Origin of the sequence: Bradyrhizobium sp. 139, assembly GCF_023074175.1 — a bacterium.
In the GTDB taxonomy this organism is placed as follows: Bacteria; Pseudomonadota; Alphaproteobacteria; order Rhizobiales; family Xanthobacteraceae; genus Bradyrhizobium.
In genome coordinates, this window is record NZ_JADPKS010000024.1 from 54,953 (window position 1) to 70,439 (window position 15,487).

Annotated in this window: 11 protein-coding genes; 6 read left to right on the forward strand and 5 right to left on the reverse strand. The window is 63.5% G+C overall.

Translation table 11 applies throughout. The annotated features are described in order from the left end of the window. Positions 1–3: 3 nt before the first annotated feature. The 4 genes from IVA80_RS06645 to IVA80_RS06660 all read right to left on the reverse strand — a co-directional run bounded on the left by IVA80_RS06645 (position 4) and on the right by IVA80_RS06660 (position 5,740). Positions 4–1,539, reverse strand: a complete 1,536-nt coding sequence (locus tag IVA80_RS06645; protein WP_247426965.1) for a SpoVR family protein — start codon at positions 1,537–1,539, stop codon at positions 4–6. Then, the gene (locus IVA80_RS06650) at positions 1,536–2,813 is read right to left on the reverse strand and encodes a YeaH/YhbH family protein (RefSeq protein ID WP_247427187.1); all 1,278 of its coding nucleotides are present in this window, start codon (positions 2,811–2,813) and stop codon (positions 1,536–1,538) included. The genes IVA80_RS06645 and IVA80_RS06650 overlap by 4 nt, the downstream gene beginning before the upstream one ends. Before the next feature lie 19 nt (positions 2,814–2,832). Next, positions 2,833–4,776, reverse strand: a complete 1,944-nt coding sequence (locus IVA80_RS06655) for a PrkA family serine protein kinase (RefSeq protein ID WP_247426968.1) — start codon at positions 4,774–4,776, stop codon at positions 2,833–2,835. A 301-nt stretch (positions 4,777–5,077) separates the two neighbouring features. Beyond that, a complete protein-coding gene (locus tag IVA80_RS06660; protein WP_247426969.1) occupies positions 5,078–5,740 on the reverse strand; it encodes an STM3941 family protein in 663 nt (220 codons plus the stop codon). Between the two features lie 306 nt (positions 5,741–6,046). On the opposite strand from IVA80_RS06660, the gene IVA80_RS06665 reads away from it, so the two are divergent. Genes IVA80_RS06665 through IVA80_RS06690 form a run of 6 tightly spaced genes read left to right on the forward strand, consistent with a single transcriptional unit; the run spans position 6,047 to position 13,551 of the window. Continuing rightward, positions 6,047–8,896 carry a bifunctional transaldolase/phosoglucose isomerase gene (locus IVA80_RS06665; RefSeq protein WP_247426972.1) on the forward strand — a complete coding sequence of 950 codons (2,850 nt, stop codon included), beginning with the start codon at positions 6,047–6,049 and terminating at the stop codon, positions 8,894–8,896. 13 nt (positions 8,897–8,909) lie between these two features. Further along, entirely contained in the window at positions 8,910–9,908 is a 999-nt protein-coding gene (gene gnd / locus IVA80_RS06670; RefSeq protein ID WP_247426974.1) for a phosphogluconate dehydrogenase (NAD(+)-dependent, decarboxylating), read from the forward strand. 28 nt (positions 9,909–9,936) lie between these two features. Beyond that, the gene (gene zwf / locus IVA80_RS06675; RefSeq protein ID WP_247426977.1) at positions 9,937–11,448 is read left to right on the forward strand and encodes a glucose-6-phosphate dehydrogenase; all 1,512 of its coding nucleotides are present in this window, start codon (positions 9,937–9,939) and stop codon (positions 11,446–11,448) included. Beyond that, a complete protein-coding gene (gene pgl, locus IVA80_RS06680) occupies positions 11,448–12,197 on the forward strand; it encodes a 6-phosphogluconolactonase (protein WP_247426979.1) in 750 nt (249 codons plus the stop codon). Before zwf ends, pgl begins: the two co-directional genes overlap by 1 nt. After that, on the forward strand, positions 12,184–12,714 hold the full coding sequence (locus tag IVA80_RS06685; RefSeq protein ID WP_346347973.1) for a gluconokinase: 531 nt from the start codon (positions 12,184–12,186) through the stop codon (positions 12,712–12,714). The genes pgl and IVA80_RS06685 overlap by 14 nt, the downstream gene beginning before the upstream one ends. A 24-nt stretch (positions 12,715–12,738) precedes the next feature. Further along, positions 12,739–13,551 (forward strand): HAD family hydrolase, encoded by an 813-nt coding sequence (locus IVA80_RS06690; RefSeq protein WP_247426982.1) that lies wholly within the window; start codon positions 12,739–12,741, stop codon positions 13,549–13,551. 108 nt (positions 13,552–13,659) lie between these two features. Here IVA80_RS06690 and IVA80_RS06695 read toward each other — a convergent pair whose 3' ends face one another. After that, the gene (locus tag IVA80_RS06695) at positions 13,660–15,462 is read right to left on the reverse strand and encodes a glycoside hydrolase family 15 protein (protein WP_247426985.1); all 1,803 of its coding nucleotides are present in this window, start codon (positions 15,460–15,462) and stop codon (positions 13,660–13,662) included. Between the last annotated feature and the right edge of the window lie 25 nt (positions 15,463–15,487).

Sequence of the window (15,487 nt, forward strand, 5' to 3'; positions counted from 1 at the left end):
GCGTCAGGCCGCCGCCGGGATCGGACGCGGGCTCACGACATATTCGCGCAAGACCTTGTCGTTGGCATCGACCTCGATCAGCGAGACGTCGTAAGTCCAGAGATCGGCGAGGTGCTGGAGCACGCGCTTGGCGTCGGTCTCGTGGAGCTGCGAGCCCTTGATGACGTGGTGATGCAGGATCAGCCGGCGGTCGCCGGAGAGATCGACGTCGACCACCTCGATATTGGCGTCGATGTAGCCGACATCGTGTTGCCGCGCCAGCTCGCGCCGCACGCGGCGGAAACCACGCTCGTCGTGGATGGCATCGACCCGGATGCCGGCGCGTTCTTCAGGATCGTCGTGCAAATGGAACATGCGGAGGTGCCGCATCAGCTTCGGGCTCAGGAATTGAGCGATGAAGCTTTCGTCGCGGTAGTTGGCCCAGACGTCGCGCAGCACGCCCATCACGTCGTTCTTGCCGGCGATATCCGGGAACCACTCGCGGTCCTCGTCTCCCGGCCTGGTGACGATGCGCTCGATGTCCTGCATCATTGCGAAGCCGAGCGCATAGGGGTTAAAGCCGGAGAAGCGCGGATCGTCGAATTCGGGCTGGAACACCACGTTGGTGTGCGATCCCAGGAATTCGAGGAAGTTGCCGTCAGTGATGCGGCCCTGCTGGTGCAGCTTGGTCATGATGCGATAGTGGACGTAGGTCGCCGTCCCCTCGTTCATCACCTTGGTCTGGCTCTGCGGATAGAAATATTGCGCGATGTGGCGGACGATGCGCAGCAGCTCGCGCTGCCAGGGAGCGAGCCGCGGCGCGCTCTTCTCCAGGAAATAGAGCAGGTTTTCCTGCGGCAGGCCGAGCAGCTTGCGGCGGCGTTCGACGCTGATCGCGGATCGGGTCTTGCTCTTCCCTGCCGGCACGGTACGCCAGAGATCGTTGAAGACTTCTTCTTCATGCTGGCGGCGGCGCCCTGCCCGCTTCTCCTCGGCGCGCAGATCCAGCTTCTTCTTGCCGGGATAGCGATCGATGCCGTGCGACATCAGTGCATGCGCGGCATCCAGGGTGCGCTCGACCTCGACGCGGCCGTAGCGCTCCTCGCAGCTCATCACATACTTCTTGGCAAAGTCGAGATAGTCGAGAATGCCGTCGGCGTCGGTCCACTGCCTGAACAAATAGTTGTTCTTGAAGAAGTGGTTGTGACCGAAGGCGGCGTGCGCAATCACCAGCGTCTGCATCGTCGCCGTGTTCTCCTCCATCAGGTAGGAGATGCAAGGCGAGGAGTTGATCACGATCTCATAGGCGAGGCCCATCAGGCCTTTGCGATAGGAGGCCTCGTGGTAGGCAAATTGCTTGCCGAACGACCAGTGCTTGTAGAACAGCGGCATGCCGACGGAGGAGTAGGCATCCAGCATCTGCTCGGCGGTGATGACCTCGATCTGGTTCGGATAGACGTCGAGCCCGAGATCTTTCGTCGCCACCTCCTCGCAGGCATCGGTGATGCGCTGCAAGGTGTGGAAATCCCAATCGGCGCCTTCGAACAAGCGTTCCGTCATGGAGCGGCTTTCTCCTGAGATGTTTCGCGGCGCTGGAACAGGTCGTGGAACACCGGGAAAATCTCGCTGCGCTCGCTGACCTTGCGCATCGAGAGCGGTGCGCCGCTGTTGCGCAGGCGCTCGTAGAGGGTCCAGAGCGAGGAGTCGGAGAGATCGAAGGCGCTGCCGCCGGACTCCCCGACCTCGAGATAGGCAAAGAACTGGCAGACCGGCAGGATCTTGTCGGTCAGCAGCATGCCTGTGAGCTCGCCGTCGGAATAGGAATTGTCGCCGTCGGAAGCTTGCGCGGCGTAGATGTTCCAGTCCGACGGATTGAAGCGCTCGCGCACGATCTCGTGCATCGCCTGGAGCGCGCTGGAGACCAGCGTGCCGCCGGAGGCCGGGCCGTAGAAGAAGGTCTGCTCGTCCACCTCCTCGGCGCGGTCGGTGTGGCGGATGAAGACGATCTCGACGTGCTTGTAGCGCCGCTTCAGGAATACGTAGAGCAGCATGTAGAAGCGCTTGGCGAGATCCTTCATGTGCTCGGACATCGAGCCGGAGACGTCCATCAGGCAGAACATCACCGCCTGCGCGACGGGCTTGGGCACGGTCTCGAAGCGGCGATAGCGGATGTCCAGAGGATCGATGAAGGGAATTCGCCTCAACTTCACCTTCAGCTTTTCGAGCTGAGCCAGAAGCACCGTGCGCTCGTCCTCGTCGGTGCATGCGGCGATCGCGGCTTCCAGCTCTTCGATCTCATCCTTGCGGGGACGCTTGAGCGCGATGCGACGCGCAAGCGCGAGCCGCACGGTCCGGCTGACCGAGATGTTGGCAGGCGAGCCGGACGTTGTGTAGCCGGCGCGCTGGATGCCCTCGCTCTCGGTCTGCGCCATCTTGCGCTTGGCAAGATCCGGCAGTTCGAGGTCGTCGAGGAAAAGGTCCACGAACTCGTCGCGGCTGAGGACGAAGCGGAAAGCGTCCTCGCTGTCGCCTTCGCCGGGACCGGAATCCTTGGCGCTGCCCTGGCCGGATCGCTGGAGGTAGTCGCCCTCGATGAACTTCTTGTTCCCGGGCAATACCATGTCGCGCGTTCCGCCTTCACGGCGGAAACGCGGCTCGTGCATGCCGTCGAGCGGTATCGTGACCTCACCACCCTCCAGGACGTCCTTGATGTCGCGTTCCTGCGAGGTCTTCTTGACGGCGCCCTGCACCAGGGATTTGGCCCGACGCAAGAACCGCTGGCGGTTCTCAAGACTCTTGCCGCCTGGATTCAGGCGCCTGTCAATAATGTGAATGGGCACTTTTCCATCCGCCTCAACCGGCCTGCTTCACGCGCATGTACCATTCGACGAGCCGGCGAACCTGACGCTCGGTGTAGCCGCGCTCCACCATGCGTGCGACGAACTCGCCGTGCTTTTTCTCCGTCTCGCCGTCCTTCTTCGACCCGAAGGAGATGACCGGAAGCAGGTCCTCGACCTGCGAGAATATCCGCTTTTCGATCACGTCGCGAATCTTCTCGTAAGAAGTCCATGCCGGATTTTTGCCACCATTCTGGGCCCGCGAGCGTAACGAGAATTTGACGACCTCGTTGCGGAAATCCTTGGGGTTGGCGATGCCCGCCGGCTTCTCGATTTTCGTCAGTTCCTGGTTCAAAAGCTCGCGATCGAGCAGCTGGCCGGTGTCGGGATCCTTGAAGTCCTGGTCCTCGATCCAGGCATCGGCGTAGTCGACGTAGCGGTCGAACAGGTTCTGGCCGTAATCCGAGTAGGATTCGAGATAGGCCTTCTGGATCTCGTTGCCAATGAACTCGGCGTAGCGCGGCGCCAGATCCGCCTTGATGAATTCGAGATAGCGCTTCTCGACTTCCTCCGGGAGCTGCTCGCGGCGGATCGACTGCTCCAGCGCGTACATCAGATGCACGGCGTCGGCGGCGACCTCCTGCGGATCGTGGTTGAAGGTCGCAGCCAATATCTTGAAGGCGAAGCGCGTGGAGACGCCGTCCATGCCCTCGTCGACGCCGGCGGCATCGCGATATTCCTGGACGCTGCGCGCCTTCGGATCGGATTCCTTCAGGCTCTCGCCGTCGTACACCCGCATCTTGGCGAACACGGTGGAATTCTCGTGCTTGCGCAGGCGCGACATCACCGAGAACCGCGCCAGCGTCTCGAGCGTCGAGGGCGCGCATGGCGCGGCCGCAAGCTCGGAGCCCTGGATCAGCTTCTCGTAGATTTTCTGCTCCTCCGTGGTCCGCAGGCAATAGGGCACCTTGATCACGCAGATGCGGTCGATGAAGGCCTCGTTGTTCTTGTTGGCCTTGAAGCTCGACCATTCAGCTTCGTTCGAGTGCGCGAGGATAACGCCGGTGAAGGGGATGGCGCCGATATTCTCGGTGCCGATGTAATTGCCTTCCTGGGTTGCGGTCAGCAACGGGTGCAGCATCTTGATAGGCGCCTTGAACATCTCGACGAACTCGAGCACGCCCTGATTGGCGCGGTTGAGGCCGCCGGAATAGCTGTAGGCGTCGGGATCGTTCTGCGCGTAAGTCTCGAGCTTGCGGATATCGACCTTGCCGACCAGCGAGGAGATGTCCTGGTTGTTCTCGTCGCCCGGCTCGGTCTTGGAGACTGCGATCTGGCGCAGCCGCGACGGCTGGATTTTTGCGACTCGAAACTGAGAAATGTCGCCGCCGAAGGCTTCCAGCCGCTTGTAGCACCACGGGCTCATCAGGCCGGTGAGGCGACGGCGCGGAATGCCGTACTTCTCCTCGAGCATCGGCCCGAGATTATCTGGATCGAACAGGCTGAGCGGGCTCTCGAACACCGGGCTCAATTCGTCGCCGGCCTTGAGCACGTAGATCGGATGCACCTCCATCAGCGACTTGAGCCGCTCGGCGAGCGAGGATTTGCCGCCGCCGACCGGACCGAGCAGATAGAGGATCTGCTTGCGCTCTTCGAGGCCTTGCGCCGCGTGACGGAAGAAACCGACGATGCGCTCGATGGTTTCTTCCATGCCGTAGAAGCCGGCGAAGGCCGGATAGGTGCGGATGGTGCGGTTCAAAAAAATACGGCCGAGGCGTGGGTCCTTGGCCGTGTCAATCGTCTGGGGGTCACCGATCGCCGCTAGCAGTCGTTCGGCCGCGTTCGCGTATTTCATGGGATCGCTTCGACACGATTCCAGATATTCCGCCATCGACATGTCGTGTTGGCTTCTCGCCTCGAACGACTTAGCGAAAGCGTTGAACAGAGAATCGTTATACATGATCCCTCTCCGCGTGAGTTCCGCTACAAGCTGAAACGAAAGCAGTTACCGGACCGTTCCTCAGGCCGTTTCGAATCAGCGTGAGCACATGACGATCATTGGACACCCGGGTGCCAACGCGACGCAACGCACAACGTAGGCACTCGTTGAGTTACGAACAGGCACATGCCTGTAATTTGTGCGAATCTGTATCCATCTTCGCTCATTTCCAGAAAATGTCACTTGGTCGCAACATCCGGGCGATACCGGGGATGAGTGTCCATCCGGCACTGCAACATGAAGCGATCTGCGAGCGGCAATCTTATGACGCTCGTACGGCGAAGCCTTGCGGACCGTGTTCATCTTCCTGCTGCAATGCGGTGCGCGCAACGCTCGCAGCATGACAATCGCGGCAAGCGCGCAGCAATGTATCGAAGTCGGTCGCCAAGCCCTCCGAGCGGATGACAATCCGATCGTTCTGCCGATCGCTCTGCGCGCGGCGCGCCAGGGTGCGGATCGTGCAGAGCTGCCGCTGCAAGGCCGGCGTCGGCGTCAGCACGATCGTCTTCTGCCCGCGGCATTCCTCAGCCGAAATCTCCGCAATCGAGTCCCACAGCAGAAATTCATTACCGATGCGGAGGTCGCGGATGCCATGGGGGGTGACGATCACCACCGATCCCCGTTCGGCGGGCAGCATCCAGATCAGCCGGCTGGTCACCAGGCCGAACACCACGACGCCGGCATAGCCGACCGTAGTATCGTAGTCGCCGAGATCGTCCCACCAGTCGAAGGCAAGGGCCGCACTGACCAGGGTCATCGCAAAGCCCGCCGCGACCAGCAGCCGCAGCTGGGTCGTACATGGACTGATTTCAAGATCGTGGGACGCGTCGATGCGTACGGCCGGCGCGACCGATTGCGGGCTGTCGGCGACAGTGGACGTAAGGCCGTCACGATGTGCGTGCATGCTTTCCCCCAGCATGGCCATTCGCGGCCGAGCCACGATGTATCAGGCGGACCGAAATCCGCTGAAGACACTCCGCACAGCCACTAGCTGACGAGACGAAGCTGCTGACGTTACGCAATGAGACCTTGGCCAACTCCTCCAGCCAACGACTTTTTACGCAACACGGCTACTTCCGCCTGGATCGCCACAATCGCGACGGAGTTTCACAGAGAGTATGACGCTCGTACCCTTGATTGGTTCCCTCCCGGGAGCATGTAGGCTAGAGGATAGCGCGTCAGGACCGGCGCGAAAACCCCTCGCCCGCAGGCTTGGAGATAAATAAGCATCATGAATCCCGTCAAAGAACTGGAAAAGCACGGACAAGCCGTCTGGCTGGACTTCCTGGCCCGTGGCTTTATCGCCAAGGGCGACCTGAAGCGGCTGATCGACACCGACGGCGTCAAGGGCGTCACCTCCAACCCCTCGATCTTCGAGAAGGCGATCGGCAGCTCGGACGAGTATGACGCCTCGATCGGCAAGGCGCTGAAGCGCGGCGACCGGACCGTGGCCGACCTGTTCGAGACCGTCGCGGTCGAGGACATCCAGAACGCCGCCGACGTGCTGCGCCCGGTCTATGACCGCCTCAGGGGAGGCGACGGCTATGTCAGCCTGGAGGTCTCGCCCTATCTGGCGATGGACACCGCCGGCACGGTCGCCGAAGCGCGGCGGCTCTGGAAGGATGTCAATCGCAAGAACCTGATGGTGAAGGTGCCGGCGACGCCGGAGGGCCTGCCGGCGATCGAGCAGCTGATCGGAGACGGCATCAGCATCAACATCACACTGTTGTTCTCCAGGGACGTCTACCTGGAGGTCGCCGAGGCCTATCTCGCCGGTCTTGAAAAATATGTCGCTGGCGGCGGCGACCCGTCGCACGTGGCGAGCGTCGCGAGCTTCTTCGTCAGCCGCATCGATTCAGTCGCCGACAAGCAGCTGGACGAGAAGATCGCCCGCGCCAACGATCCCAGCGAGAAGGAACGGCTCGCCGCGCTGAAGGGCAAGGTCGCAATCGCCAACGCCAAGGTCGCCTACCAGGATTACAAGCGCCTGTTTTCCGGCCCGCGCTGGGACAAGCTCGCTGCCAAGGGCGCCAAGCCGCAGCGGATGCTGTGGGCCTCAACCGGCACCAAGAACAAGGACTACAGCGACGTCCTCTATGTCGAGGAGCTGATCGGCCCCGACACCATCAACACCATGCCGCCGGCGACGCTCGATGCGTTTCGCGATCATGGCAAGCCGCGCGACAGCCTGGAAGAGAATGTCGACGACGCAAGGCGCCTGCTGGACGAGCTGGAGCGCTCCGGCGTCTCGCTCGATGCCATCACCGAAGAGCTCGTCAGGGACGGCGTCAAGCAGTTCGCCGATGCCGCCGACAAGCTCTATGGTGCGGTCGCCCACAAGCGCGTGACCGTGCTCGGGCCTGCGATCGACCGCCAGCTTCTCTCGCTCGGCGACGGGCTCGGCAAGGCGGTGGCGAAGCGCAGCGAGGAATGGCGCGCCTCTGCAAAGATCCGCAGGCTGTGGCAGCGCGACAAATCGATCTGGACTGGCGCCGACGAGGACAAATGGCTGGGCTGGATCGACAGCGCGGCGAACGCCGACGTCGCCGACTATGAGGGCTATGCGAGCCGCGTGAAGGGCCAAAAGTTCTCCGATGCCGTCGTGCTCGGCATGGGCGGATCGAGCCTTGGCCCTGAGGTACTGGCCGAGACTTTTGCGCGGAAGTCCGGCTTCCCGAAGCTGCACGTGCTGGATTCCACCGATCCCGCACAGGTCCGGGCAACGGAGGCCAGGATCGACATCGCCAACACCGTGTTCATCGTGTCCAGCAAGTCCGGCGGCACCACCGAGCCGAACGCGATGAAGGATTATTTCCATGCGCGCGTCGCACAGGCGGTCGGGCCGAAGGTGAAGACCGGCCATCGCTTCATCGCGGTGACCGATCCCGGCTCGTCCCTGGAGAAGTCGGCGAAGAGCCTCAACTACGCCCGCATCTTCCATGGCGACCCTTCGATCGGCGGCCGCTATTCGGTGCTCTCGCCGTTCGGCCTGGTGCCGGCGGCAACCGCGGGCATCGACATCAAGACCTTCGTCAAGCATGCACTCGCAATGGTCCGCTCCTGCGGACCGGATGTGCCGCCAAGTGAGAACCCCGGCGTGCAGCTCGGCCTTGCCATGGGCCTCGCCGGCCTCGAAGGCCGCGACAAGGTGACGATCCTGTCGTCGAAGAAGATCGCCGATTTCGGCGCCTGGGCCGAGCAGCTCATCGCGGAATCGACCGGCAAGGAAGGCAAGGGCCTGATCCCGATCGACGGCGAGCCGCTCGGCGAACCCTCGCTCTACGGCGACGACCGCTTCTTCATCGATATCCGCATCGAGGGCGAGGCGGACGCCGCCCATGACTCGAAGCTTGCCGCGATCGAAGCGGCCGGCCATCCCCTGGTGCGCATCGTCATGAAGTCGATCGATCATCTCGGCCAGGAGTTCTTCCGCTTCGAGATGGCGACGGCGGTGGCCGGCAGCATCCTTGGCATCAATCCGTTCGACCAGCCCGACGTGGAAGCGGCCAAGATCAAGACCCGCGAGCTCACCGCCTCGTTCGAGAAGACCGGCGCGCTGCCGGCGGAGCAGCCGGTGGTCAGCACGGATGAAGCCGATCTGTACACCGACGAGGCCAACGCCACCGCGCTCCGTGCTGCCGGAGCGAATGGCGACCTGACCTCCTGGTTGAAGGCGCACCTCTCCCGCTCGGGCCACGGCGACTATGTCGCCCTGCTCGGCTACATCGCGCGCGACAAGGCTACGATCGACGCACTCCAGACCATGCGTCTCGAAGTGCGCGAGAAGCGACACGTCGCGACCTGCGCAGAGTTTGGGCCGCGTTTCCTGCATTCGACCGGGCAGGCCTACAAGGGCGGACCCGATAGCGGCGTATTCCTCCAGATCACGGCTGACGACGCCAAGGATTTGGCGGTGCCGGGCCAGAAGGCAAGCTTTGGGGTTATCAAGGCGGCGCAGGCCCGCGGTGACTTCGACGTGCTCACCGAACGCGGCCGGCGTGCGTTGCGCGTCCACCTCAAGGGCGGGCTCAAGAAAGGTCTCGCGGCGCTCAACGCCGCGCTCACGGATGCGCTGAACTAAGGGAATTTTTCAAATGCAACTCGGCATGATCGGCCTGGGTCGGATGGGCGGCAACATCGTTCGCCGGCTGATGCGCCACGGCCATTCGACCGTGGTCTACGACAAGGACGCCAAGGCTGTCGCTGGCCTTGCCGCCGACGGCGCGCAGGGATCGACGACGCTGGAAGAATTCGTCGCCAAACTGGAGCGGCCGCGCACGGCCTGGGTGATGCTGCCGGCCGGCCACATCACCGAGACGACGATCGACACGATCGCGGGCGTGATGCAGGAAGGCGACGTCATCATCGACGGCGGCAACACGTTCTGGCAGGACGACGTTCGCCGCGGCAAGGCGCTGAAGGAGCGCGGCATCCACTATGTCGACGTCGGCACGTCAGGCGGCGTCTGGGGGCTCGACCGCGGCTATTGCATGATGATCGGCGGCGAGAAGCAGGTGGTCGACCGGCTCGATCCGATCTTCGCCGCGCTCGCACCCGGCACCGGCGACATTCCGCGCACGGAGGGACGTGAGGGGCGCGATCACCGCATCGAGCAGGGCTATATCCATGCCGGTCCGGTCGGCGCCGGACATTTCGTCAAGATGATCCACAACGGCATCGAATACGGCCTGATGCAGGCCTATGCCGAAGGTTTTGATATTCTCAAGAACGCAAGCATCGAGGCTCTGCCGACGGACCATCGTTATGATTTCGACCTCGCCGACATCGCCGAGGTGTGGCGGCGCGGCAGCGTGATCCCGTCCTGGCTGCTCGACCTCACCTCGACGGCGCTCGCGGACAGCCCTGCACTCGCAGAATATTCCGGCTTCGTCGAGGATTCCGGCGAAGGACGCTGGACCGTGAATGCCGCGATCGACGAGGCGGTGCCGGCCGAAGTGCTGACGGCGGCGCTCTACACACGTTTCCGTTCCCGCAAGGAACACACCTTCGCCGAAAAAATTCTCTCCGCGATGCGTGCGGGCTTCGGCGGCCATAAGGAGCCGAAGCAGCCGGACGCTTCGAAGCCGAAGTAGCATGTAACCAAGCGAAGGCCGATCATTCGTGACAAAAGACCCGCAACCCAAGCGCAAGCCGGAAAATTGCGCCTTCGTCATCTTTGGCGTGACCGGAGACCTCACCCATCGGCTGGTGATGCCATCGCTCTACAATCTGGCGGCCGAGAACATGCTGCCCGACAAATTCTGCGTCGTCGGCGTGGCCCGCAGGGGCAAGTCGGATGACGAGCTGCGCGACAGCCTGATGCAGGGCCTTCGCGAATTCGCGACCCGCCCCGTGGACGATGTCGTCGCCCAACAGCTCCTGCAATGTGTCACCTTCGTCGAGGCCGATCCGAAGGATCCGCCCTCGTTCGACCGCTTGCACGAGCATCTCGATGCGCTGGAATGCTCGCGGGGCACCGGCGGCAACCGCTTGTTCTATCTGGCGACCCCGCCGGCTGCGTTCGCGCCGACCGCGCGCGAACTCGGCCGCACCGGGCTGATGAAGGAGAACGGCGCCTGGCGGCGGCTCGTGATCGAGAAGCCTTTCGGCACCGATCTTGCCTCGGCGCGCGCGTTGAACGCCGAACTCCTGAAGATCATGGACGAGCACCAGATCTACCGGATCGATCACTATCTCGGCAAGGAGACGGTGCAGAACATCCTGGTGCTGCGCTTCGCCAACGGCATGTTCGAGCCGATCTGGAATCGCAACCACATCGACCACATCCAGATCACGGTGGAAGAGAAGCTCGGCGTCGGCCATCGCGGTGGCTTCTACGATGCGACCGGCGCGCTGCGCGACATGGTGCCGAACCATCTGTTTCAGCTGATGTCGCTGGTCGCGATGGAGCCGCCATCCCGTTTCGACGCTCATTCCGTGCGCTCCGAAAAGGCCGAGGTTCTCACCGCGATCCAGCAGCCGAGCGAAGAAGAAGCGCTGAAGAGCTCGGTGCGCGCGCAATATCTCGCCGGCCAGATCGGCGACAACGAGATCCCGGACTACCGCAACACCGAGGACGTCAAGCCCGGCAGCACCACCGAGACCTATGTCGCGCTGAAATTGCTGATCGACAATTGGCGCTGGGCCGGCGTGCCCTTCTACCTGCGCACCGGCAAGGCGCTCGGCCACAAGCGCACCGAAGTCGCGATCAAGTTCAAGCAGGCGCCGCTCTCGATGTTCGCCGGCACGGCGGTCGACCGCCTGTCGCAGAATTTCCTCACCATCGGCATTGCGCCGACCGAGACCATCGAACTTCAGTTCAACGCCAAGATTCCGGGACCGAGCGTCACCATCGACGGCGTCGAGATGAAGTTCCGCTACGGCGACTATTTCCGCGCCGATCCCAGCACCGGCTACGAGACGCTGATCTACGACTGCATGATCGGCGACAACATCCTGTTCCAGCGCGCTGACGGCGTCGAAGCCGGATGGCAGGCGGTGCAGCCGTTCATCGACGCCTGGAAGAAAGCGGGCACCAACGGCATCGAGGCCTATCAAGCCGGCAGCGACGGCCCGGCCTGCGCCGATGAGCTGCTCCGGCGCGACGGGCGCAGCTGGCGGAAGTTTTCGTGATGGCAGCGGCCGGACAGCCGAAGCTGATTGTCAAGGCCGACGCCGAGGCGCTGGCGCAGGCCGCAGCCGAACGGGTGATGGCGCGGATCGCCGCCAATCCCGGGCGGATCGCGATCTGCCTGACCGGCGGCTCCAGCCCGAAGAAGCTCTATCAATTGCTCGGAAGCGACGCCTGGCGCGGCAAGATTCCCTGGGACCGCGTGCACTGGTTCATCGGCGACGAACGCTTCGTGGCAGAGAGCGATCCGCTCAACAACATGGCAGTCGCACGCGCGACCTTTCTCGACCGCAATGCGCCCCCCGACCATATCCACCCGATCCCGACGGGGGCTGAAAACCCCGATCAAAGCGCCGAAGCCTATGCCCGCGAGCTGCAATCTTTCTACGGCGCCGAGAGCCTCGATCCGGCACGGCCGCTGTTCGACATGGTCCTGATGGGCGCGGGACCGGACGGCCACACGGCCTCGCTCTTCCCCGGCTACCCCGCGATCGAGGAGAGTGAACGCTGGGCCGTCGGGGTGCCCCAGGCCAATGTCGCGCCTTTCGTGCCGCGGGTTTCGCTCACCCTGCCCGCTTTGGCATCCTGCCGCGAAATGCTGTTCGAGATTGCCGGGCATGACAAGCAGCCGATCTTGACGCGCCTCCTCAATGGCGAGACTCTGCCGGCCTTACGCGCGCGCTCGAATGGTGAGACCGTCTGGCTGGTCGACCAGGCCGCGCTTCCGGAGGGAATTCGTGGCGGGCGTTGAAGCACCTTGTGCATTGATCGTGATGGGCGTGTCGGGCTCGGGCAAGAGCACCATTGCGGAAGCGCTGGGCCAGCGGCTCGGCTGGCGATTCGAGGACGGCGACAGCTTCCACCCCGCCAGCAATGTCGAGAAGATGCGGGCGGGCCATCCGCTCACCGACGAGGACCGCTGGCCCTGGCTCAACGCCATTGCCGACGAGATCGCCCGGGTCTGCCGACGCGGCGGGCATGTCATCATCGCCTGCTCGGCGCTGAAGCACTCCTATCGCGACGTGCTCCTGCGTGGGCGGGATGACGTCCGCTTCGTCTTCCTGAAGGGCACGAAGGAGCTGATCGCCGACCGGCTCGCGAACCGCAAGGGCCATTTCATGCCGCCCGAACTGCTGACGAGCCAGTTCGCGACGCTGGAACCGCCCGAGGCGGGCGAGCACGTCATCACCGTCTCGATCGACGAATCGGTCGAAGCGATCGTTGACGGCGTCGTGCGGCAGCTGAAATTGGGCGGCGCGAAACGCTGAGGCCGAGAAACTCAAGGTCATGCCATGACGAAAATCTCACTCGTGGTTTCCGACGTCGACGGCACGCTGCTGACCAAGGACAAGACGCTGACGGAACGTGCGAGGTCCGCGGTGCAGCGGCTGCACCAGGCCGGCCTCGGCTTCACCATCACCTCCAGCCGCCCCGCGATCGGCATGCGCTTCCTGATCGAGCCGCTTGCGCTCTGGCTGCCGGTCGGCCCGTTCAACGGCTCCTCGATCGTCGATCCCGAGATGCGCCCCGTCGAGCAGCACCTGATCCCGGCGAGCGCCGCCAAACGGTCCTTGCAGATCCTCCGGGAGTTCGGTGCCGACATCTGGCTGTTCACCTCCGACAAATGGCTGATCGATAACCCAAGCGGCCCATACGTTGCGCACGAGCAGCACACGATCCGGTCCGATCCGACCATCGTGACGGATTTTTCGCCGTACCTTTCGAGCGCCTGCAAGATCGTCGGCGCCAGCGCTGATGCGGTCGGCCTCGAGGCTTGCGAGAAGGTGATGCAGGAGGCGCTCGGCAGCCAGGCGACCGCGGTGCGCTCGCAGACCTATTATCTCGACGTCACGCCGCCCGGTTTCGACAAGGGCACGTTCGTGCAGGCGACGGCCAAGCGCCTTGGCATTTCGACCGACGCGGTTGCCACCATCGGCGACATGCAGAACGATCTCGCGATGTTCCGCGTCAGCGGCGTCTCGATCGCCATGGGCAATGCTGCCGACAACGTCAAGGACCAGGCCACCCACGTCACCGCAACAAATGAGCAGGACGGTTTTGCCGAAGCGATGGAGATGATCTTGAAGCGAAATGGGGCCGGTTGAGGCTTGATGGTCTCAACTCTCGCCTGCCGCACCGTGTTCACCTCTCCCCGGCGGGGAGAGGTGAAGCACCCGCCGCGCCTTGCTGTATCAGTCAATATCCATCGAGCACTATTTCGACCGCTGCACAGCCGGCTTCTCGCTCTGCTGTCTTGCCGCGGAGAGATTGTGCGCGGTGTTGATCAGCGCGATGTGGGTCAACGCCTGGGGGAAATTCCCGGTCTGGCGCCGGGCGTCTGAATCATATTCTTCAGCCAATAGTCCCACGTCGTTCGCAACGCCCACCACGCGATCGAACAAGGCCTGCGCCTTATCGAGATCGCCCGACAGCACATGGGCATCGGCCAGCCACAGGCTGCATGCCAGGAACGCGCCTTCGAGCGGAGGTTGCCGCGCAGGCATCTCGCGCGGATCGTGCCGCAGCACGAAACCGTCGCGCATCAGGCATTTCTCGATGGCTGCGATGGTGCCGCGGATGCGCGGATCTTCCGCGGGCAGGAATCCGACCGCGGGCAGCAGCAGCACGCTGGCATCGAGCAGTTTCGAGCCGTAGGACTCGACGAAGGCATTCTCCCCCGCGTCAAATCCCCTGTTGCAGACATCGCGATGAATGGCTTCGCGCAACGTGCGCCAGTGCAGCAGCGGCGCCTTGAAGCCGAAGGTCTCGGCGCTCTTGATGCCGCGGTCGAACGCGACCCAGGTCATGACCTTGGAGAAGACGTAGTGCCTGGGTTGCCCGCGCCGCTCCCAGATGCCGTGATCGGGCTCGTCCCAAACCTCGGCGAGATGGTTGAGCACGGCGCATTCCAGCGCCCAGGTCGCCTCGTCGTCGAGCTTGAGCTTGGCCGTGCGCGACTGGTGGAAGGCGTCGATCAGTTCGCCGTAGACATCGAGCTGGAGCTGCGCATGCGCGGCATTGCCGACGCGCACCGGCTGCGCGCCCTCATAACCGCCCAGCCAGCCCGCCTCCCATTCCAGCAGACGCCGCTGGCCCCAGATGCCGTACATGATCTGCATGTTCGACGGCGAGCCTGCCGCCGCGCGCAGCAGCCAATTGTGCCAGGCCGATGCTTCCTCGGTATAACCCGAGTTCATCAGCGCCAGCAGCGTGAAGGTGGCATCGCGCAGCCAGCAGAAGCGGTAATCCCAATTCCGCATCCCGCCGAGCTTTTCCGGCAACGAGGTGGTGGGCGCCGCGACGATGCCGCCGGTCGGGCCGAAGGTCAGCGCCTTCAGCGTAATCAGCGAGCGCACGATCAGATCGTGATAATCGCCGTCGCGGGTGCAATTGCTGCACCAGTGTTGCCAGAATTTCTCGGTCTCCTGAAGCGCAATCTCCGGGTCGATCGGCGCCGGCAGTTCGAGATGCGAGGGGCCGTAGGTCAGCACGAAGGGTACGGCCTCACCGGCCTTCACTTCGAAATCGGAGACCGTGGTCAGATCCTCGCCGCGGGTCTCCGCCGGCGTGCGCAGCACCGTCATGTCCTGGCCGGCGACCGCCAGCAGCGAATGGTCGATGCGTCGCACCCAGGGAATGTCAACGCCGAAGCCGAAGCGAATGACGAGCTCCATCCGCATCTTCACCGCGCCGCTCACACCGCGGACCAGCCGCACGACGTCGGAGGCCTTGCCGCGCGGCGGCATGAAGTCGATGAGCGCAACGGCGCCGCTCTTGGTCTCGAAGCGCGTTTCGAGGATGAGGGTGTTGCCGAGATAGCGGCGCGAGATACCGGTGACGTCCTCGCTCGGTGCGATCAGCCAGCGGCCGTTCTTGTGCGTGCCGAGGATCGCGGCGAAGCAGGCATCGGAATCGAAGGCCGGCCAGCACAGCCAGTCGATCGAGCCGTTGCGCCCGACCAGCGCCGCGGTCTCGCAATCGCCGATCAGCGCATAGTCCTCGATCCTCTGAGACAATGTCGTTCGAACCTTGGGAAGTCGA

Coding starts and splice junctions, on each gene's coding strand:
- gnd (WP_247426974.1), top strand. CDS start 8,910: ATGCAACTCGGCATGATCGGCCTGGGTCGGATGGGCGGCAACATCGTT.
- IVA80_RS06660 (WP_247426969.1), bottom strand. CDS start 5,740: ATGGCCATGCTGGGGGAAAGCATGCACGCACATCGTGACGGCCTTACG.
- IVA80_RS06655 (WP_247426968.1), bottom strand. CDS start 4,776: ATGTATAACGATTCTCTGTTCAACGCTTTCGCTAAGTCGTTCGAGGCG.
- IVA80_RS06645 (WP_247426965.1), bottom strand. CDS start 1,539: ATGACGGAACGCTTGTTCGAAGGCGCCGATTGGGATTTCCACACCTTG.
- pgl (WP_247426979.1), top strand. CDS start 11,448: ATGGCAGCGGCCGGACAGCCGAAGCTGATTGTCAAGGCCGACGCCGAG.
- IVA80_RS06690 (WP_247426982.1), top strand. CDS start 12,739: ATGACGAAAATCTCACTCGTGGTTTCCGACGTCGACGGCACGCTGCTG.
- IVA80_RS06665 (WP_247426972.1), top strand. CDS start 6,047: ATGAATCCCGTCAAAGAACTGGAAAAGCACGGACAAGCCGTCTGGCTG.